The sequence below is a fragment of the Ruegeria sp. YTSC003 genome (assembly GCF_059609785.1).
Window position 1 is genome coordinate 481,950 of record NZ_JBXWMK010000001.1, and the last position, 19,072, is coordinate 501,021.

The 19,072-nt window shown below is 57.6% G+C and carries 19 protein-coding genes; 9 read left to right on the top strand and 10 right to left on the bottom strand.

All coding sequences use genetic code 11. The annotated features are described in order from the left end of the window. Window positions 1-86 precede the first annotated feature (86 nt). Genes AC2FFH_RS02415 through AC2FFH_RS02425 form a run of 3 tightly spaced genes read left to right on the top strand, consistent with a single transcriptional unit; the run spans window position 87 to window position 2,523 of the window. Entirely contained in the window at window positions 87-1,019 is a 933-nt protein-coding gene (locus AC2FFH_RS02415) for a bifunctional riboflavin kinase/FAD synthetase (protein ID WP_496769099.1), read from the top strand. Continuing rightward, window positions 1,016-1,489 carry a YcgN family cysteine cluster protein gene (locus tag AC2FFH_RS02420; RefSeq protein WP_496843646.1) on the top strand — a complete coding sequence of 158 codons (474 nt, stop codon included), beginning with the start codon at window positions 1,016-1,018 and terminating at the stop codon, window positions 1,487-1,489. The genes AC2FFH_RS02415 and AC2FFH_RS02420 overlap by 4 nt, the downstream gene beginning before the upstream one ends. Continuing rightward, window positions 1,489-2,523, top strand: coding sequence for a threonine aldolase family protein (locus AC2FFH_RS02425; protein ID WP_496843648.1), 1,035 nt, complete (start codon window positions 1,489-1,491; stop codon window positions 2,521-2,523). The genes AC2FFH_RS02420 and AC2FFH_RS02425 overlap by 1 nt, the downstream gene beginning before the upstream one ends. A 39-nt stretch (window positions 2,524-2,562) precedes the next feature. Here AC2FFH_RS02425 and AC2FFH_RS02430 read toward each other — a convergent pair whose 3' ends face one another. Beyond that, window positions 2,563-3,375 carry an alpha/beta fold hydrolase gene (locus tag AC2FFH_RS02430; protein WP_496769103.1) on the bottom strand — a complete coding sequence of 271 codons (813 nt, stop codon included), beginning with the start codon at window positions 3,373-3,375 and terminating at the stop codon, window positions 2,563-2,565. Next, the gene (locus tag AC2FFH_RS02435) at window positions 3,372-3,974 is read right to left on the bottom strand and encodes a 2-hydroxychromene-2-carboxylate isomerase (protein ID WP_496769105.1); all 603 of its coding nucleotides are present in this window, start codon (window positions 3,972-3,974) and stop codon (window positions 3,372-3,374) included. The genes AC2FFH_RS02430 and AC2FFH_RS02435 overlap by 4 nt, the downstream gene beginning before the upstream one ends. Before the next feature lie 107 nt (window positions 3,975-4,081). Between AC2FFH_RS02435 and AC2FFH_RS02440 the strand changes: the two genes are divergently transcribed. From AC2FFH_RS02440 to AC2FFH_RS02450, 3 genes are all read left to right on the top strand, one after another. After that, window positions 4,082-5,101, top strand: coding sequence for a ribose-phosphate pyrophosphokinase (locus tag AC2FFH_RS02440; RefSeq protein WP_058275513.1), 1,020 nt, complete (start codon window positions 4,082-4,084; stop codon window positions 5,099-5,101). Window positions 5,102-5,161: 60 nt separating this feature from the next. Then, a complete protein-coding gene (rpiB, locus tag AC2FFH_RS02445) occupies window positions 5,162-5,608 on the top strand; it encodes a ribose 5-phosphate isomerase B (RefSeq protein WP_496778729.1) in 447 nt (148 codons plus the stop codon). A 268-nt stretch (window positions 5,609-5,876) separates the two neighbouring features. Continuing rightward, the gene (locus tag AC2FFH_RS02450; RefSeq protein ID WP_496778727.1) at window positions 5,877-6,569 is read left to right on the top strand and encodes a hypothetical protein; all 693 of its coding nucleotides are present in this window, start codon (window positions 5,877-5,879) and stop codon (window positions 6,567-6,569) included. Window positions 6,570-6,618: 49 nt separating this feature from the next. Here AC2FFH_RS02450 and AC2FFH_RS02455 read toward each other — a convergent pair whose 3' ends face one another. The 7 genes from AC2FFH_RS02455 to AC2FFH_RS02485 form a co-directional block, all read right to left on the bottom strand. Further along, window positions 6,619-6,969, bottom strand: coding sequence for an H-type lectin domain-containing protein (locus tag AC2FFH_RS02455; protein ID WP_282151793.1), 351 nt, complete (start codon window positions 6,967-6,969; stop codon window positions 6,619-6,621). 116 nt (window positions 6,970-7,085) lie between these two features. Continuing rightward, window positions 7,086-7,496, bottom strand: a complete 411-nt coding sequence (locus AC2FFH_RS02460; RefSeq protein WP_058276005.1) for a F0F1 ATP synthase subunit epsilon — start codon at window positions 7,494-7,496, stop codon at window positions 7,086-7,088. Window positions 7,497-7,508: 12 nt separating this feature from the next. Next, the gene (gene atpD, locus AC2FFH_RS02465) at window positions 7,509-8,933 is read right to left on the bottom strand and encodes a F0F1 ATP synthase subunit beta (protein ID WP_108859264.1); all 1,425 of its coding nucleotides are present in this window, start codon (window positions 8,931-8,933) and stop codon (window positions 7,509-7,511) included. 20 nt (window positions 8,934-8,953) lie between these two features. After that, on the bottom strand, window positions 8,954-9,829 hold the full coding sequence (locus tag AC2FFH_RS02470; protein WP_496723962.1) for a F0F1 ATP synthase subunit gamma: 876 nt from the start codon (window positions 9,827-9,829) through the stop codon (window positions 8,954-8,956). Between the two features lie 15 nt (window positions 9,830-9,844). Next, window positions 9,845-11,383, bottom strand: coding sequence for a F0F1 ATP synthase subunit alpha (gene atpA, locus AC2FFH_RS02475; protein ID WP_058275507.1), 1,539 nt, complete (start codon window positions 11,381-11,383; stop codon window positions 9,845-9,847). Then, complete coding sequence (locus AC2FFH_RS02480) at window positions 11,384-11,944, bottom strand: F0F1 ATP synthase subunit delta (protein WP_108859262.1); 561 nt, start codon at window positions 11,942-11,944, stop codon at window positions 11,384-11,386. It abuts the gene before it with no gap. Between the two features lie 311 nt (window positions 11,945-12,255). Further along, entirely contained in the window at window positions 12,256-12,990 is a 735-nt protein-coding gene (locus tag AC2FFH_RS02485; protein WP_058275506.1) for a class I SAM-dependent methyltransferase, read from the bottom strand. Window positions 12,991-13,051: 61 nt separating this feature from the next. On the opposite strand from AC2FFH_RS02485, the gene gloB reads away from it, so the two are divergent. From gloB to AC2FFH_RS02500, 3 genes are all read left to right on the top strand, one after another. Beyond that, window positions 13,052-13,819 carry a hydroxyacylglutathione hydrolase gene (gene gloB, locus AC2FFH_RS02490; RefSeq protein ID WP_496769110.1) on the top strand — a complete coding sequence of 256 codons (768 nt, stop codon included), beginning with the start codon at window positions 13,052-13,054 and terminating at the stop codon, window positions 13,817-13,819. Between the two features lie 172 nt (window positions 13,820-13,991). Further along, the gene (gene clpA / locus AC2FFH_RS02495) at window positions 13,992-16,316 is read left to right on the top strand and encodes an ATP-dependent Clp protease ATP-binding subunit ClpA (RefSeq protein WP_496738222.1); all 2,325 of its coding nucleotides are present in this window, start codon (window positions 13,992-13,994) and stop codon (window positions 16,314-16,316) included. Between the two features lie 138 nt (window positions 16,317-16,454). Beyond that, entirely contained in the window at window positions 16,455-17,342 is an 888-nt protein-coding gene (locus AC2FFH_RS02500) for a YHYH protein (RefSeq protein WP_496769112.1), read from the top strand. A gap of 26 nt (window positions 17,343-17,368) precedes the next feature. On the opposite strand, the gene AC2FFH_RS02505 is transcribed toward AC2FFH_RS02500, so the two are convergent. Further along, window positions 17,369-19,069 (bottom strand): peptidoglycan -binding protein, encoded by a 1,701-nt coding sequence (locus tag AC2FFH_RS02505; RefSeq protein WP_496769114.1) that lies wholly within the window; start codon window positions 19,067-19,069, stop codon window positions 17,369-17,371. Between the last annotated feature and the right edge of the window lie 3 nt (window positions 19,070-19,072).

Consider the following 19,072-nt stretch of genomic DNA (forward strand, 5'->3'; position numbering starts at 1 on the left):
ACTGGGAACGGTGCCCTTTTTTGTTGCGCGGCATTTGTACCAATCAGGTGCTTGAACCCGGTCACCAGTCCCGCTAGGCAAGCTACATGCAGATCATCCGTGATTTCCAGTTTGTCGAGCCAGAAGACCGCGGTGCCAGTGTGGCAATCGGGAACTTTGATGGCGTGCATGTGGGCCATCAGTCGGTGATTGAACTTGCACAAAGCGTGGCCCCGGATGCTCCGCTTGGTGTTCTGACGTTCGAGCCTCACCCTCGCGAGTACTTTGCACCCGATGCCCCACCTTTTCGTCTGATGCGCGGAAACGCACGTGCGCACCGGTTGGAGAAACTGGGTGTACAAAAGCTGTACGAATTGCCGTTCAATGCAGCGCTTGCCGGTCTGACGCCCGAAGGCTTTGCCCGCAATGTCATCTGCGAGGGACTTGGTCTATCGCACGTCGTGGTCGGCGCGGATTTCTGTTTCGGCAAAGGGCGCAGTGGGACCGCCAAAGATATGGCCCGGTTCGGGCAAGAAATGGGGTTTGGCGTCACCATTGCACCGCTGATGGAACGGTCTGACGATGTGGTATCCTCGACTGGTATCCGCACCGCGCTGACCGATGGCCGCCCCCGCGACGCCGCGGCAATGCTAGGCCATTGGCACCGCGTCGAGGGCGAAGTAATCGGCGGTGAACAACGCGGGCGCGAGCTTGGGTTCCCTACCGCGAATATGTCCATCGAAGGGTTGCACCCACCAAAGTTTGGCGTCTATGCGGTGCTGGTCGATGTGCTCGACGGACCTCATCAGGGCAGCTATCACGGCGCATCCTCTGTCGGCGTACGGCCTATGTTCAACGGAGAGGTTCCGAATATCGAGACCTTCCTGTTCGATTTCTCAGGCGATCTGTACGGTTCGACTCTGTCCGTCGGCCTGGTCGAATACCTGCGCCCCGAGATGACGTTTGACGGGCTGGATGCCCTGATCGCGCAGATGGATGCCGATTGTGACAAGGCGCGCATCCTGCTGGCCGCGCTATGACCACCGATCCGATCAATCGCAAAGGCCTTGGCCCGCGGTTCTGGGAACGCAAACCCCTAACCAAGATGAACCAGCGCGAATGGGAAGCCTTGTGCGACGGCTGCGGCAAATGCTGCCTGAACAAGCTTGAGGATGAGGACACCGGCGAGGTCGCCCTGACCTGCGTCGCCTGCCGTCTGCTGGACGATGAGACCTGCCGCTGCACGCAATACGACATCCGCCACCAATTCGTCCCGGAATGCATCGTGATGAAGCCCAACAACATCGACGATCACGCCTATTGGCTGCCCCAAACCTGCGCCTATCGGCTGCTGTGGGAAGGGAAACCACTTTACGATTGGCATCCCCTGATATCAGGTACACCGGACAGCGTGCACGCAGCTGGCATGTCAGTTCAGGGGCGCACGGTATCCGAATTCGAAACCCCCTTGGAAGAGTGGGAAGACTATATCATTGAGGAACCCAGCTGATGTATTTCGCCTCTGACAATTCCGGTCCGGTTCACCCGCGGGTTATGGCCGCATTGAACGAAGCCAATCAGGGCTATCAAATGGCCTATGGCGCGGACACCCTGATGAACGAAGTGCGCGATCGTATTCGCGGAATCTTCGAAGCGCCAGGGGCCGCAGTTTATCTGGTAGCCACCGGGACAGCCGCGAATTCGCTGGCTCTGGCGACACTCTCAAACCCATGGGAAACCGTGTTCTGTTCACCCGTCGCGCATATCCACGAGGATGAATGCAACGCGCCCGAGTTCTATAGCGGCGCAAAGCTGACACTGGTGCCGGGCGGCGACAAGATGGAGCCCGCAGCGCTGCGTCGCTCGATTTTGGCCGAAGAAACACGTGGCGTGCACGGTCCCCAGCGTGGGCCCGTGTCGATCACTCAGGTGACAGAGCGTGGCTCGGTATACTCACTGGCCGAATTGCAGGCGCTTTGCAGTATCGCCAAGGAATACGACCTGCCAGTTCATCTGGATGGTGCCCGGTTCACCAACGCGTTGGTCGCGCTCAATTGCTCGCCTGCTGAGATGACGTGGAAAGCGGGCGTCGATGCGGTCAGCTTTGGCGGCACCAAGAACGGGTTGATGGGTGTCGAAGCGGTAGTTTTCTTTGACGAATCCAAGGCCTGGGAATTCGAACTGCGGCGCAAGCGTGGTGCGCATCTGTTCTCCAAGCATCGTTACTTGTCCGCCCAGATGGCCGCATATCTGAACGATGATCTGTGGCTGCAGATGGCGCGACAAGCCAACGCCAACTGCGCGCATCTGGCCGACGGTCTACGCGGCAAAGGCGCAACCTTTCTACATGAGCCGCAAGCCAATATGATCTTTGCGCAGTTTTCGCGCGCGCGTCACAAGCAGTTGCACAAAGCGGGTGCGGTCTATCATCTGTGGGGCGCAGAGCTGGACGGTGCGGATGACGACGAGATCCTGGCCTGTCGACTGGTCTGCGACTGGTCGATCAACTCGGACGAAATCGACCGGTTCATCGGCTTGTTGTGATTTCAGGGATTAGGGGCGTCATCCTGTCCACAACATGGTTCAGGATAGACCACCCCAAAACTTTCGAATGACGGCAGCCGTCTGATCCGGGTGAGTGATTGGGACCATGTGGTCAGCACCCGAAACAACGCCCGTTCCGGCATTGGGAAGCCGCCGGGCAAGACCTTCTCCGATCGCGGGCATAACGGGGTGCGTCTCAGACCCGCTCAGGATCAGAACCGGCATAGATGCGCGGTCGAGAACGCCAGGGTTCAGCATCCCCTTCTGATCAAGGAACAAAGCGTCATCAACGGCGGGCACAACGTGAATACCACGGATCATTCCCGCGCGTGTCCGCTCTGGCAATTCGGGCCATCGTGGGCCGTCCTGTGCGCCCCACATCCGGTTGAACAAACGGGCGGCCTGCTCAAAATTTCCGGCCGCGAGCGCATCAGAGACAGGTTTCGCCTCTTCATCATGTTGCCGCACCAAATCGGGCGTGTCCTGAATCGCAACCGCAAAGAACACAGGCTCGATCAGGACCGCACTGCGGACCAGGTCCGGAAATTCGACAGCCAACCGAAGGGCAAGCATTCCACCGAAGGAATGCCCAATCACGTCCATCGGTTCGGTCAGATGCGCGGCCGACAGTTGGATCACTTGGTCAAAGAAATCCCCTCTCCCGTCCCAATCGGAACTGCGGCCATGGGACGGCATGTCGGGGGCCGTAAATGTCGCCTCGCCCTCTAGAGCCGTCGCCAGCCCCGACCACGCCCCGGAATGCGCGATTGTGCAGTGCAGGGCGAGCACCTCGCGCGCGCCCTGCCCCAACGTTCTGACAAAAGTGTTGTCTGCCAGGGGGGTGTCCCTCACCCCTTCAGTTCCGACAAATGACGATCCAGATCATCCAGCCGGTCCTGCCCCCAGAACCGCTGATCATCTTCGGTAATATAAAACGGCGCGCCAAATACACCGCGGTCCACGGCCTCTTCTAGATTGGCGGCATAAGTTTCCGCGCCCACCAGAAGGCCGCTGTCCGCCAGCCCTGGATCAAAACCGGCCTGCGTTAGGCAATCGCGGATCACATCATCCTGCGCGATGTCTTTCTCCTCGGCCCAACAGGCCCGCACGAAGGAATGCGCAAGTTTGCCAACATCCCCTGACCCGTCCTTGATCGCAGCGATGATCGCATAGGATGACGGCGCCGCATTGGTCGGCCAATGCGCGGGCTGTAGATTGAATTCCATACCAAGTTGCTTGGACTGTCGCTGTAGTTCCTGCGTCCGATATTCGATGCGAGAGATGTGGCGGTCTTTGGGAGGAGTGCCCCCCGTACGCCCAAACAGAGCGACAATATCCAGCGGTTTGTAGTTGATCGTCGCGCCATGTTTCGCCGCCACCTCTTCCAACCGCATACCTGCAAGGTAGGTATAGGGCGAGAGTGTCGCAAAATAGTAGTCAATCTGGGTCATCTGCACTTTCTCCGCTGCGTTATCTTTGCTGGACGTTAGACCCGTGCTAAGCGGTGTCAACATCACGAATCTGTCACATTGCCATTGCTGCCCGGGGACCTCAGCCGATGCCGACACTCAACGAACCCAAGCTTATCGCTGGGAACGCCAACCTTCCTCTTGCCGAATCCATCTCGCGACGCATGAGCCTGTATCGCGGCGTCGATCAGAATCTTGTCGATGCGCGGGTCGAGCGCTTCAATGACGGCGAGATTTTCGTCGAAGTTTTCGAAAACGTGCGCGGCGAGGATATGTTCATTGTCCAACCGACGTCGAATCCGGCGAATGACAACCTGATGGAGCTGCTGATCATCGCTGACGCGCTGCGTCGGTCTTCCGCACAGCGTATCACCGCCGTGATCCCTTATTTTGGTTACGCCCGTCAGGACCGCCGCACCAAGGCGCGGACGCCAATCAGCGCCAAGTTGGTGGCCAACATGCTGACCGGTGCAGGGATCGAGCGGATCCTGACCATGGACCTGCACGCAGCACAGATTCAGGGGTTCTTCGACATGCCTGTCGACAACCTTTATGCGTCGCCGATTTTTGCGCTGGATGTGAAACACCAGTTCCAGGACAATCTGGACGAGCTTATGGTCGTATCACCTGACGTTGGCGGCGTTGCCCGCGCGCGGGAATTGGCCAAGCGCATCAACGCCCCCCTGTCGATCGTGGACAAGCGCCGCGAAAAGGCGGGCGAAGTGGCCGAGATGACAGTGATTGGTGACGTCAAAGACAAGATCTGCCTGATCGTCGACGACATGTGCGACACCGCCGGTACGCTATGCAAGGCCGCTCAGGTCCTGCTGGATAACGGCGCGAAAGAGGTTCATTCGTACATCACCCACGGTGTCATGAGCGGCCCGGCGGTCGAACGTGTGACGAATTCGGTGATGAAATCTCTGGTGCTGACCGACACGATCCAGCCTACCAAAGAGATCACCAACGCCAAGAACATCCGCATCGTGCCGACCGCGCCTATTTTCACTCAGGCGATCCTGAACATCTGGAACGGAACAAGCGTGTCTTCATTGTTCGAGGACAAGACACTGACACCGATCTACGAGTCGATGTATCACATGGACTGACCGAGTTGGGCGGCGTAACAGCCGCCCTTTTTTGTCAACACAGCAAGACAGGACGTACCCGTGACAGCCTCAAAACGCATTGTTCTTTCCAGCGACCACGCGGCTATCGAGCTGCGCCAAGCGGTCGCCGACCACATCGCAGCGCAAGGCTGGGAGGTTGTCGATATCGGCCCCAAGACGCCTGAAAGCACACATTATCCCATCCACGGTAAAGCTGCGGCTCAGGCCGTTGCCTCGGGCGATTGCCACCTTGGAATCGTCCTATGTGGTACGGGTCAGGGGATCATGATGGCGGCCAACAAAGTTCCGGGTATTCGCTGTGGCGTATGTTCTGACGCCTTTTCGGCCCGCATGATCCGCGCGCACAACAACGCCAACATGCTGTCGATCGGCGCGCGTGTCGTGGGCGAAGGTCAGGCCCTTGATATCGTAGATGCGTTTCTGGGGGCCGAGTTCGAAGGCGGTCGTCACGCAACCCGTGTGGACATGATCGAAGAAAACGATTGATAGGGTTCAAGTCCAAAGACCTTTCGAAGCGAAACTAAGTGCAAAAAACGCTTGTTCACGGCACTGATGAAAACACATTACGCCCACCACCTTAGGGATCGGGCAGGTGGTTGAGGGGACCCGCCTGTCCTCGTCACACCCCCATTTTCGATGTATTTCAACGCTTGCTCCCGCTGGAAAACCTTTCACAAGAGAGGCCACCCAACCAATTGTCACCACATTCTCGCAGCAAGTTGCAGTTTATTGCGAAACCAAAAGAAATCACCTTATGTCAAACGCCAATTTTCACGATCGCATACAACGCATCAACGCCAAATCCCAACAACCTCGGGCAACGTTGTATGGCGGGTCACAAACCGCCCCGACACAGGTAAAAAAGAAACCGAACCTAGCTGTTCTGTTTGCCGGTTCTCTCTTAATGTGCATGGGACTATATATTATCAAGGACCTAAACGAAGAATACGAGGTGCTTCGCGATAGCAATGGCCTAGGGTTCATAACTGCGTTTGCTCTGAGTGGCGTGGTTTTTCTTCTAGCGGGTTGCTTCATCCTTTTTCGCGCTTTTTCGAGCAAACGAAGTTCCCGCAATGGCACTGCGCTTCAAAGTTCAGAGAACGGTAAACCCCAAATCCTAAGAGCATCGGGCAAGGCGCAAACACTAAGCTCGGTTTTCGGCCTCATACTCGGTGTTGGTGCATGCATTTGCTTTTTATCAGGGGTGATGGCTACAAGAGTTGCAACTGAGACCGCGTTTGAGGTCTTTCAGAGTACTTTAGTGGTTTCGATTTCTTTGCTTGTTTCTTCGATACTCATCGGACTCGTTTGCGTATTTCTGCGTGGATATGCGCTTGGCCGAGTTCCGGTGTATTTTGCAATCGGCGCATTGGCGACCTTTTCGATAGTCCTTTTTACAGGATTGCCCGAGCAGTTAATGGAGTACTTCTATTCCGCTTTGCAGTAACTACGAGCGAATGGAAACAGAGGTGGTGCCATATGATTGACCCTCAGTATTAAGAGATATTCCAATCGTCGTCATGGGCCACCTCTCCGATTGCGGTCCATGTGACCCGTATTCGGGCGATCCGTGTATCGGACCATGTGCGGAAAACGGCGCTAAAGCCCTCTGGTGTGATGTCTTCAGCCGTGACTTCGGCGCGCAGAGCGGAAGATGTATCCACATCCCACAAAGAGACACCGATCTGAACCACCGGATTGGATCGAAACGGTTGGTTGAAAACAACACTCGACCGCCTCTGGCGCGGTCCTTCGCCCGTCCACATTTCGCCACCATCGGCGAATTCGGAAAAAATAACTGCCTCGCCTTGGTCAATACCAATTGGATGGGTTCGAAACGTCTTCATTGATTTGTCTTTATCTATGTAAATCCAGACCTTAACCCGTCGCATTGATAAAATCACGATAAAAAAACGGCCCCGTATTAACGGGGCCGTTTCTAACTGTCGGAATGCGGTGAGCCTTACAGGCTCATATGCGTTCCAAGGGCTTCCATGTCGGCCAGCAGTTTGGCAGCGTCATCGACAATTGTCTGATCATCGCCTGCCTTGGCTGCTTCGTGCGAAGCACGCGCCTCGGCGACCAGATCGTCCAGATGCGACCGTGTCACTTCGGCGACCGGAATGGCTTTTTCGGCCAGAACCGACAGGCCATCGCCATTGATCTGAGCAAACCCGCCGGTGACCAGGTATTCACTGGACCCTTCGGGTGCCTCGACCTTCAGGATGCCCGGGCGCAGCGTCGTGATGGTGGGGGCATGATCAGGCATTGCCGTCATGTCTCCGTCCGCGCCGGGAAGCTGGACCGCGGTCGCGCTGAGCGAAGCAAGGCTTCGCTCGGGGCTGACGAGGTCAAATTGCATCGTGTTTGCCATCAGGTTTGCTCCTTAGGCAGCTTCTGCGGCCATCTTCTCCGCTTTGGCGATCACGTCGTCGATGCCGCCAACCATCAGGAAGGCTGCCTCGGGCAGGTGATCGTATTCGCCAGCCACAACGGCCTTGAACGACGCGATGGTGACATCCAGAGGAACCTGAACGCCGGGCGAGCCGGTGAAGACCTGTGCCACGTCGAACGGCTGCGACATGAAGCGTTCGATCTTACGGGCACGGGCCACGGTCAGCTTGTCCTCTTCCGACAGTTCGTCCATGCCGAGGATGGCGATGATGTCCTGCAGCGACTTGTAGCGCTGGAGGATCTGCTGAACGTCGGTCGCAACCTTGTAGTGCTCTTCACCAACGATGGCCGGGTCGAGCAGACGCGATGTCGAGTCGAGCGGGTCAACCGCCGGGTAGATACCCTTTTCCGAGATCGCACGGTTAAGAACGGTGGTCGCGTCCAAGTGAGCAAACGAAGTTGCCGGTGCAGGGTCGGTAAGGTCATCCGCAGGCACGTAGATCGCCTGAACGGATGTGATCGAACCCGACTTGGTCGAGGTGATGCGTTCCTGCAGGGCGCCCATGTCGGTGGCCAGTGTCGGCTGGTAGCCCACCGCCGAAGGAATACGACCCAGCAGAGCCGAAACCTCGGAACCCGCCTGCGTGAAGCGGAAGATGTTGTCGACGAAGAACAGAACGTCGGTACCGGACTGGTCGCGGAACTGCTCGGCCAGGGTCAGGCCGGTCAGAGCAACACGCGCACGTGCTCCCGGAGGTTCGTTCATCTGGCCGTAAACCAGGGCAACCTGCGATTCCGACAGGTTGTCAGGCTTGATGACGTTCGATTCGATCATCTCGTGGTACAGGTCGTTTCCTTCACGGGTCCGTTCACCAACACCCGCGAACACCGAGAAGCCCGAGTGCACTTTTGCGATGTTGTTGATCAGTTCCATGATCAAAACGGTTTTACCAACGCCGGCACCGCCGAACAGGCCGATCTTACCGCCTTTGGCGTAAGGGGCCAAAAGGTCAACAACCTTGATGCCTGTGACCAGAACTTCCGACTCGGTCGACTGTTCTGCGAAGGTCGGCGCAGGCTGGTGAATTGCGCGGGATTCGGTTGCCTCAACCGGGCCCTTTTCGTCGATGGGGTCGCCAACAACGTTCAGGATGCGGCCCAGAGTGGCGTTACCAACGGGAACCGAGATCGGTGCGCCCATGTCGGTTACAGCCTCGCCGCGGACCAGACCTTCGGTTGCGTCCATCGCGATGGTGCGGACAGTGTTTTCACCCAAGTGCTGAGCAACTTCCAACACGAGGCGCTTGCCGTTGTTGGTGGTTTCCAGCGCGTTCAGAATTTCAGGCAGCTGATCTTCGAAGTGCACGTCGACGACGGCCCCGATGATCTGTGTGACTTTGCCTTTTGCATTCGCCATGTTTCGTCTCCGGTTTGTCTCTACAGCGCTTCGGCGCCGGAAATAATTTCAATCAGCTCGTTGGTGATCACGGCCTGACGCGAACGGTTGAACTGGATCGTCAGCTTGTCGATCATCTCACCCGCGTTGCGTGTTGCGTTGTCCATCGCGGACATACGTGCACCCTGTTCCGAGGCTCCGTTTTCGAGCAGAGCCGAGAAGATTGCAGTCGCAACCCCCTTGGGCAGCAGGTCGGCCAGAATAGCCTCTTCGCTGGGCTCGTAGTCGAACACGGCACCACTGTCGTCGCCCTCGGTGTCCTCGAACGAGGCAGGGATAACCTGTTGTGCCGTCGGGATCTGGGTCACAACGTTGACGAACTTCGAATAGAAGATCGTGGCAACGTCGAACTGACCCCCGTCGAAGCGGGACAGAACATCCTTCGCGATGTCTTGCGCGTTGGTGTAACCCAGACGCTTGACCTCGCTCAGGTCGATATGTCCAACGAACAGATCGCCAAGATCACGCTTGAGCGCGTCGCGGCCCTTCTTGCCGACAGTCAAAACCTTGACCGTCTTGCCTTTCAGGCGCAGCTCTTCCGCTTTGACACGGGCCAGCTTGGCGATGCTCGAGTTGAAGCCGCCACACAGGCCGCGTTCAGCTGTCATGACAACCAGCAGATGGACATCATCACTGCCCGTACCACGGAGCAGCTTGGGGGCGCTGTCGCTGCCCCCGACCGATGCCGCCAGCCCCGCCATCACGGCATTGAACCGTTCGGCATAGGGACGAGAGGCTTCGGCAGATTCCTGGGCGCGGCGCAGTTTTGCAGCCGCGACCATCTGCATGGCCTTGGTGATCTTGCGGGTCGATTTGACCGACTCGATCCTGTTTTTAAGATCCTTAAGATTTGGCATGTGCCCGCCTCTCCCTTAAGCGAAGGTTGCGGCGTATTCGTCCAGCGCAGCCTTGATCTTGTCGGAAGCGTCGCCCTTGATCTTGGGATCTTCGTCGGTGATCCACTGAAGCAGGTCGGCGTGCTTGCCGCGCAGGTGCGCCAGCAGGCCAGCTTCGTAACGGCCAACATCGGACACGTCGATCTTGTCGAGGTAACCGTTGGTGCCGGCGAAGATGACGCAGACGATTTCAGCGTTGGTCAGTGGCGAGTATTGCGGCTGTTTCATCAGCTCGGTCAGACGCGCACCACGGTTCAGCAACTGCTGGGTCGCGGCGTCAAGGTCGGAACCAAACTGCGCAAACGCAGCCATTTCGCGGTACTGAGCCAGTTCCAGCTTAACCGGACCGGCAACCGACTTCATCGAGTTGGTCTGAGCCGAAGAGCCCACACGCGAAACCGACAGACCGGTGTTCACAGCAGGACGGATGCCCTGATAGAACAGTTCGGTTTCCAGGAAGATCTGGCCGTCGGTGATCGAGATCACGTTGGTCGGAATAAACGCCGAAACGTCACCACCTTGCGTTTCGATAACCGGCAGAGCGGTCAGCGAGCCAGCACCAAAGTCTTCGTTCAGCTTCGCCGAACGCTCCAGTAGGCGGGAGTGGAGATAGAAAACGTCGCCAGGATAGGCTTCACGTCCGGGCGGACGACGCAGCAGCAGCGACATCTGACGATAAGACACAGCCTGTTTCGACAGGTCATCATAGATGATCAGAGCGTGGCGGCCATTGTCGCGGAAGAACTCGGCCATTGCGGTTGCGGCATAGGGTGCCAGGAACTGCATCGGCGCCGGGTCGGACGCGGTTGCGGCCACAACGATCGAGTAGTCAATCGCGCCGGACTCTTCCAGTTTCTTAACCAGCTGCGCAACGGTCGAACGCTTTTGGCCGATCGCGACGTAAACGCAGTACAGCTTCTTCGACTCGTCGTCGCCTGCCGCATCGTTGTAGGTTTTCTGGTTCAGGATCGCGTCCAGAGCAACGGCAGTTTTACCGGTCTGACGGTCACCAATGATCAGTTCCCGCTGGCCACGGCCAATCGGGATCATGGCGTCAACCGACTTCAGGCCGGTTGCCATCGGCTCGTGAACCGATTTACGCGGGATGATGCCCGGTGCTTTGACGTCAGCAACGCCACGCTCGGTGGATTCGATGGGGCCTTTGCCGTCCAGCGGGTTACCCAGGCCGTCAACAACACGACCCAGCAGACCGTTACCAATCGGAACGTCCACGATCGAGTTGGTGCGCTTGACGATGTCACCTTCTTTGATGTCACGGTCGGAACCGAAGATAACGACACCAACGTTGTCGCTTTCCAGGTTCAGCGCCATGCCCATGATGCCGCCGGGGAATTCGACCATCTCACCCGCTTGCACATTGTCCAGACCGTATACGCGGGCAATCCCGTCACCGACGCTCAGCACGCGACCGATTTCGGCCACTTCGGCTTCCTGACCAAAATTCTTGATCTGGTCCTTCAGGATTGCAGAAATCTCTGCAGCTTGGATTCCCATTTATCCGACCTCTTTCATTGCATTCTGTAGGGAGTTGAGCTTCGAACGGATCGAGCTATCGATCATCTTCGAGCCCACTTTAACGACAAGACCGCCAATGAGGCTTTCATCAACGGTCGCATTTATTGTCACGGTCTTGCCCACACGCTCGGACAGCGTCTTGGACAGTTTTTCCAGTTGTGTCTTGGTCAGCGCCTTGGCCGACGCGACATCGGCGGTCACTTCGCCACGTTCGTCCGCCAGCATGTCGCGCAGAACCTGCACCAACTCGGGAACGACGAACAGACGGCGCTTCTGTGCCATCAGAGCCAGCGTGTTACGCATGATGGCGTGCAGACCCATTTTGTCAGCGATTGCGATAATGGCGCCTTCTTGTTCGGCGCGAGACACCAGAGGCGATGCGATCAGGTCGCGCAGCTCGGCGCTTTCGCCCAATGCTGCTGCCAGATCGTTGATTCCGGTTTCCAGACCTGCGAGGTCATTATTCTCTTTGGCGATCTCAAAGATCGCGGTGGCATAGCGCTTGGCGATGCCTGTGGAAATCGAAGCTGGTTCGGACACGTCCACCCTTCCGATATTTTGGGCCCCGAATTCGCGTTGCGGCAGCTACCCCGGGGGCGTGAAGAAACCCCGGCCAGACGGTCGGGGATCAAAATCACCGGGGATGTAGCAGAGCCGAACCCAGCTAGCAATATATTATCACGGCAACAGGTTTATCCACAAAATGTTCAATTTCAATAACTTAAGAAGGGTGCGACCCTTTTATCCGGCTTACGCGAGCGAAAAATGTTACGAAAGTGTCGGTTTTTGCGATTCCTGTGTCCTTTTTCCCTCAATATTTACGAATTGAAGAGGGAATATGACCCAGCTGCTCAGGCTGGTTTCAGAAGGCCATCAAGCGCCTTTATCGGACGACGTTCGGCATCCTTTGCAACACTGCCACTGGGCGGTCGGATGTGTTTTGTCACCTCAACCATCAGCACTCCGCCAGCCATGACTGTTGGCAGCCTTTGGCCAGTCTTTTCGATCAGGCTCGCCGACTTTAGCCAGAAACGGCGGAATGACGGCGGCAGATATAGAGCCGAGCAATGGCTTTCCGGGATGAAGTGATGCGCCTTGAGCTGACTTTCCAGCTGCGAAGCTGTGTACGGCCGACCAAAGCCAAACGGGGTCTTGTCCGTCCGCGACCACAAACCCGCCCGGTTTGGCACAACAAAGAATGCGCGCCCCCCTGGCCCCAGCACACGCCAGCACTCGCTCAGCAATTGGCTGGGCCGCTGCGAGGTTTCAAGCCCGTGCATCACAATCAGCTTGTCGACATGACCCGTTTCAATGGGCCACAGGGTTTCTTCGGTCAGAACCGACACATTGGGCATTCCGGCGGGCCAGGGCATGACGCCTTGCGGGCCTGGCATCAAACCGATAACGCGGCGGGCGTCCGCAAGATAAGGGCGCAGCAATGGGACCGCGAAGCCGAATCCTGCAACCGTTTGCCCCTTGGCCTCGGGCCATTGCTCGATCAATCGCCCACGGATCGCCGCTTGCGCGGCACGACCCAGAGTGCTGCGATAGTAGAAGTTCCTCAAATCCTGCACATCAAGATGCATTGCAGACACCCGGTCAATCGGCTTAGCTGGGCGCAGTCTAGCAACGAAAGGGCAAAAGGCCATGCCTCTTGAGGTCGTTACCATCCCATGTCTCAGCGACAATTACGCATTTCTGGCGCATGACGCCGCAAGCGGCAATACCGCACTGGTCGACGCGCCCGAAGCCGGACCCATTCTGGCCGAGTTGGACAAGCGCGGCTGGACATTATCCCATGTTCTTCTAACCCATCACCATTGGGACCATGTGGATGGCCTGTCTGCCATTTTGGAAAAACACCCGGCCAAAGTTGTTGGCGCGGCCGCCGATGCGCACCGCCTGCCCCCGCTGGATCAGCAGGTCAGCGACGGCAATATGTTTGAATTCGGAGGCGAGCAGATTCGGGTGCTGGATGTGTCCGGCCATACTGTTGGCCATGTCGCCTTTTACATGCCGGACAGCGCAGTTGTTTTCACCGCAGACAGCCTCATGGCTTTGGGATGTGGACGCTTGTTTGAAGGCACGGCGCCACAGATGTGGGCTTCTCTCAGCAAATTGGCCGCCCTTCCCGATGAGACAATCGTATGCTCGGGCCACGAATACACGCAATCAAACGCAAAATTCGCTTTGACCGTCGATCCCACCAATGCCGCACTGCAAAAACGCGCCGATGATATCAACCGCGCTCGCGCTGCCGGAGAACCCACAGTCCCTTCGACGATGGCGCTGGAAAAGGCCACAAACCCGTTCTTGCGGGCCGCTGACCCGGCGATTCAGGCGCATTTGGGAATGCAAAATTCGGACCCCGCAGAAGTTTTTGCTGAAATTCGGACTAGAAAAGACAGCTTCTAGTACCCAAATTGCCTTCCTCACGGCCACGGTCACGTGAAATGTGACTGTCAAGAGCAAGAAAACCCTTGAAGCCGGGCCACGATCAACCAAACTCTAATAGTATGAGGACATGGTTGGGATGGGGTTCCGGCCGAAGCCTGCCCCTTTCGACCCAAGACAGAGGAGCACCCGCGTGCCTTCATTCTCGAGCACATTAGAACAAGCCATCCACGCGGCCTTGGCAGCTGCGAATGAACGGCGTCACGAATTTGCCACGCTAGAGCATCTGCTTCTGGCGTTACTGGAAGAACCTGACGCCATCCGCGTCATGAAAGCCTGCAGCGTCGATCTGGAAGAACTGCGCAGCACTCTGGTTGAATTCATTGACGAAGACCTGTCCAATCTGGTCACGGATATCGACGGTTCTGAGGCCGTGCCAACGGCCGCTTTCCAACGCGTCATACAACGCGCGGCGATCCACGTCCAAAGCTCGGGCCGAACCGAAGTGACCGGTGCAAACGTTCTGGTCGCCATCTTCGCCGAACGTGAAAGCAATGCGGCCTATTTCCTGCAAGAGCAGGACATGACGCGCTATGACGCGGTTAACTTCATCGCGCATGGCGTGGCCAAAGACCCTGCCTACGGCGAAAACCGCTCAGTTTCGGGTGCGGACCAAGTCGAGGAAGAGGCTCAACCTGGCGTCACCGAAGGCGAACAAAAGGAAAGCGCGCTTGGGAAGTACTGCATTGACCTGAACGCTAAATCGCGCGCAGGCGATGTCGACCCGCTGATCGGCCGTGCTGATGAGGTTGAGCGTTGTATTCAGGTCCTGTGCCGCCGCCGCAAGAACAACCCGCTGCTGGTAGGTGATCCCGGCGTGGGCAAGACCGCCATCGCTGAAGGCCTGGCACGCAAGATTGTTGGCGGCGAAGCGCCAGATGTGTTGTCTGAGACCACAATTTATTCTCTCGACATGGGTGCTCTGCTGGCAGGTACCCGCTATCGCGGAGACTTCGAGGAACGCCTGAAGGCGGTTGTGACCGAGTTGGAAGACCACCCGGACGCGGTGCTGTTCATTGACGAGATCCACACCGTGATTGGTGCCGGTGCCACCTCGGGTGGCGCGATGGATGCGTCGAACCTGCTGAAACCTGCCCTGCAGGGCGGCAAATTGCGCACCATGGGCTCGACCACATACAAGGAATTCCGTCAGCATTTTGAAAAAGACCGCGCGCTGAGCCGCCGGTTCCAGAAGATCGACGTGAGCGAGCCTTCGGTCGAAGATAGCGTGAAAATTCTGCGCGGTCTGAAACCCTATTTCGAAGAGCATCATGAGATCAAATATACCGCCGATGCGATCAAGACCGCGGTGGAACTGTCGGCCCGCTACATCAACGACCGCAAACTGCCCGACAAGGCCATCGATGTAATCGATGAGGCCGGTGCGGCGCAGCATCTGGTGGCCGAAAGCAAACGGCGCAAAACCATCGGGGTCAAGGAAATCGAGGCGGTCGTCGCCAAGATCGCCCGCATTCCGCCCAAGAACGTCACCAAAGACGATGCCGAGGTGCTGAAAGATCTCGAGGCTTCGCTGAAACGTGTGGTGTTTGGCCAGGATCTGGCAATCGAAGCGCTTTCCAGTGCGATCAAGCTGGCACGTGCCGGTCTGCGTGAGCCAGAAAAGCCTATCGGCAACTACCTGTTTGCTGGTCCTACCGGCGTGGGTAAAACCGAAGTTGCGAAACAACTGGCAGATACGCTGGGCGTGGAACTGCTTCGGTTCGACATGTCGGAATATATGGAGAAACACGCCGTCAGCCGTCTGATCGGTGCGCCTCCGGGCTATGTAGGCTTTGATCAGGGTGGTCTGCTGACCGACGGCGTCGACCAGCATCCGCATTGCGTGCTGCTGCTGGATGAGATCGAAAAGGCCCATCCGGACGTGTTCAACATCCTGTTGCAGGTGATGGACCACGGTGAGTTGACCGATCACAACGGACGTACGGTGAACTTCCGCAACGTTGTGCTGATCATGACCTCGAACGCGGGTGCGCAGGAACAGGCCAAGGCTGCCATCGGCTTTGCCCGTGACCGTCGCGAGGGTGAGGATACGGCCGCAATCGAACGTATGTTCACGCCGGAATTCCGCAACCGACTGGACGCCGTGATCTCATTCGCGCCACTGCCGAAAGAGGTCATCCTGCAGGTGGTCGAGAAGTTCGTGCTGCAGCTCGAAGCGCAATTGCTGGATCGCAATGTGACCATCGATCTGACCCCCAAAGCTGCCGCGTGGCTGGCGGACAAAGGGTATGATGACAAGATGGGTGCTCGTCCTCTGGGTCGTGTCATTCAGGAACACATCAAAAAACCACTGGCCGAGGAGTTGCTGTTCGGAAAGCTGGCCAAGGGTGGTGTGGTCCGCGTGTCTGTCAAAAAGGGCGATTTGAACCTGGAAATTCTTGGCCCCGATCAACCGCGTATTCCGGGCGACAAACCTCCGCTTTTGACCGCAGACTAAGACCCAATTTACTCAATGAAATTGATCGCCCGGTTGCCCAGCAACCGGGCGATTTCGTTTCCGTCACAATCGAATGCGACGGAATAACCAACCCCGCGCGTTTCAATGTCACAGTTGAATCGCAAAAAGGGGATTTTGATGACCAAAACCGTCGCCGTTTGGAGCATTGCTTTCACTCTCTCCGCCGTTGCCGCCATTGCAACCGCCCAGCATCGATTTCGGTATCATGATGAGACGGAAACACGACCGTTGCGCTTGCAGGCCGCAACGGTTGATCCGGGGCACAGCCACTCCGAAATCTCTGAGACCCGCAAAAGTATACGCGTCTCGGCAAACGGGATCCCCGATCACCTTGTCGGGCGCTTTCCGAACCAAGGCAACCCGCACAGCATTTCCGAGCAACGTGTCAATGTGAAAGTACCGACGAACCCGAAATCCAATCGATCCACCACCCCGCTTGAAATGGGTTGGAATTTTGGTGTGTCTCTGAACGGCGTCGTGTTCGACCCGCTGGCCGCTGAGTTCTGGCAGGGCAATCCCCGCTCAGGCTGGTCATACAATGCGCTTGGGGGCGCGGTTACTTTGGGGTTCGACGAAAACTATGCGCACGTTCAACCCAATGGAAAATACCATTATCACGGCATTCCCACCGGTTTTGTTGAGCTGCTGAACTATTCACCCAACCGACATTCACCGCTGATCGGATATGCGGCAGACGGCTTCCCAATCTATGCGATGACCGGCGTTGTGGATGGGAAAGTGACACAAATTAAGTCGTCCTACCGTCTGAAGAACGGCAACCGCCCCGGAGGAAACGCGCCCGACGGAAAACATGATGGCACGTTCAATGAGGACTACGCCTATGTAGCAGGCGCCGGAAATCTGGATGAATGTAACGGAGCCTTTACGGTTTCGCCTGAATATCCATCTGGAACGTATGCCTATTTCCTGACTGAAAGTTACCCGGTCATCCCGCGCTGCTTTGCGGGCAAGCCCGATAGCAGCTTTCGGTTCGGTCGTCGCTAACCCGGGTTTCTTAACGAGTGTCTCGGTTACCTTTCGGTGAGTTTCAGCTCGATTCGGCGGTTTTGCGCCCGGGCCTCCGGGGTGTCTGCCGGGTTTACGGGCTGGAACTCACCAAAACCGTTTGCGGCCAATCGGCTCGGCGGGATACCCAGCGCATCGACCATGTACCGCACTACGGACAAGGCACGACCCTGACTAAGTTCCCAATTGTCGCGATAGCGCCCGGAACCGGCCAGCGGCACGTTATCAGTGTGACCATCAACGCGGATCACCCAGTTCAGGCCTTCGGGAATTTCAGCCGCCACGCTGCGCAGGATATTTGCCACCTTGGCGATGTCCTGCTGCCCGGCCGGTGACAAAACGGCCGAACCCGTGTCAAACAGGACCTCGGACGAGAACACAAAACGGTCGCCTTCGATCCGAACGCCTTCTTCATCCCCTAGGACGTCGCGCAATCTTCCAAAGAACTCTGACCGATAGCGCTGCAGGTCCTCGGCCTGCGCCGCCAATTCCTGATTTTGTCCAGACAGAGCTTCGGCCTCGGCCTCCAGCCGGGCACGCTCAGCCTCTTCCAACAGACGCCGACGGCGTTCTTCCGAGGCCGCGCGGGCCAAAGCTGCGTTCAGGTCCTGACCCAGGGTCTGAATTCGAATGTCCGAAGCGGCGTTGCGTTCTTCATAGTCGTCCAACAACGCCTGCAACCCGCCAAGTTGTTGGCGCAGTGCCGCCATCTGTTGGTTCAACAACGCCGTCTCTCGCTGCGCTTTTGCGGAAATCGTTTTCTCATCTGAAATCGCATCACGGGCCACAGCCAACAGGTTTGCACGCTCTTCGGCCAATGAGCGCTGCGTTTGTGCCTCGGCCTGCGCCTCGGTCTGCGCAGCCAAAGCGGCTTGTAGTTGCGCCTGCAACTCCTCCGCATCCAGCGCACCAAACTGGCGCTCAAGCTCGGCCCTGGCGGCTTGTGCTGCGGCAAGCAGGGTCAATGTATCCTCAGCTTCTTTGCGCTGTGCTTCCAAGGCCAGTGTCATTGCTGTCAACTCGGCATCTGCATCCTGCAGACGGTTGCGCAGGTTCTCGGCAGCTGCAGCTTCGGCTAGCTTGGCGGCCTCTTCCGCACTGATCTGTTCTTCCAGTTCACTGATCCGGGTGGATTGCGCCGCGTCGCTTTGTTCAAGATCCGCAACCAACGCCTCCAGCGCCTCGCGTTGGGCGGCAGCCAGCCGGGCGGCTTCGGCCTGTTCGTCGATCTCAGATCGGCTTTGCGCCAGTGCGAGGTTCAGCGCCTCTTGGTCCTCCAGCAACTTGGCGCGCTGGGATTCCAGTGTTGCAATGGCACCGCGCGCCCGCTCCTGATCCGTCAGAAGTGCGGCGACCTGCGCCTCGAAATCCGTGATACGTGCCTGCGACAAGGCCAGGTCCACTTCGGCCCGCGCCAGCGTATCTTCAGTTTGCGACAGGGTCGTGTTCAACGCGCCAAGACGGGCCTCCAGGCGGCTATTCTCACGCTCCTCCAATCCCAATGCCCCGGCCAGCGCTGCGACTTCGTCCGACAGGGCGGTCAATTCGTCCTCTTGCCCGGAAATGGTTTCGCGCAACACGAACTGCACCACCATAAAGATGGTCAGAACGAAGGTCAGCACCATCAGCAAACCGGTGATCGCGTCAACAAAACCCGGCCAAACCGAGCCCTGAAAACGCTGACCTGTGCGACGGGACAGAGCCATGGA

Excerpts from the sequence above, each read along its gene's own strand:
- AC2FFH_RS02420 (WP_496843646.1), top strand. The coding sequence starts at position 1,016 with ATGACCACCGATCCGATCAATCGCAAAGGCCTTGGCCCGCGGTTCTGG.
- AC2FFH_RS02470 (WP_496723962.1), bottom strand. The coding sequence starts at position 9,829 with ATGCCAAATCTTAAGGATCTTAAAAACAGGATCGAGTCGGTCAAATCG.
- AC2FFH_RS02460 (WP_058276005.1), bottom strand. The coding sequence starts at position 7,496 with ATGGCAAACACGATGCAATTTGACCTCGTCAGCCCCGAGCGAAGCCTT.
- AC2FFH_RS02500 (WP_496769112.1), top strand. The coding sequence starts at position 16,455 with ATGACCAAAACCGTCGCCGTTTGGAGCATTGCTTTCACTCTCTCCGCC.
- AC2FFH_RS02415 (WP_496769099.1), top strand. The coding sequence starts at position 87 with ATGCAGATCATCCGTGATTTCCAGTTTGTCGAGCCAGAAGACCGCGGT.
- AC2FFH_RS02440 (WP_058275513.1), top strand. The coding sequence starts at position 4,082 with ATGCCGACACTCAACGAACCCAAGCTTATCGCTGGGAACGCCAACCTT.
- AC2FFH_RS02455 (WP_282151793.1), bottom strand. The coding sequence starts at position 6,969 with ATGAAGACGTTTCGAACCCATCCAATTGGTATTGACCAAGGCGAGGCA.
- atpD (WP_108859264.1), bottom strand. The coding sequence starts at position 8,933 with ATGGCGAATGCAAAAGGCAAAGTCACACAGATCATCGGGGCCGTCGTC.
- gloB (WP_496769110.1), top strand. The coding sequence starts at position 13,052 with ATGCCTCTTGAGGTCGTTACCATCCCATGTCTCAGCGACAATTACGCA.
- AC2FFH_RS02435 (WP_496769105.1), bottom strand. The coding sequence starts at position 3,974 with ATGACCCAGATTGACTACTATTTTGCGACACTCTCGCCCTATACCTAC.
- atpA (WP_058275507.1), bottom strand. The coding sequence starts at position 11,383 with ATGGGAATCCAAGCTGCAGAGATTTCTGCAATCCTGAAGGACCAGATC.
- AC2FFH_RS02505 (WP_496769114.1), bottom strand. The coding sequence starts at position 19,069 with ATGGCTCTGTCCCGTCGCACAGGTCAGCGTTTTCAGGGCTCGGTTTGG.
- AC2FFH_RS02425 (WP_496843648.1), top strand. The coding sequence starts at position 1,489 with ATGTATTTCGCCTCTGACAATTCCGGTCCGGTTCACCCGCGGGTTATG.
- AC2FFH_RS02485 (WP_058275506.1), bottom strand. The coding sequence starts at position 12,990 with ATGCATCTTGATGTGCAGGATTTGAGGAACTTCTACTATCGCAGCACT.
- AC2FFH_RS02450 (WP_496778727.1), top strand. The coding sequence starts at position 5,877 with ATGTCAAACGCCAATTTTCACGATCGCATACAACGCATCAACGCCAAA.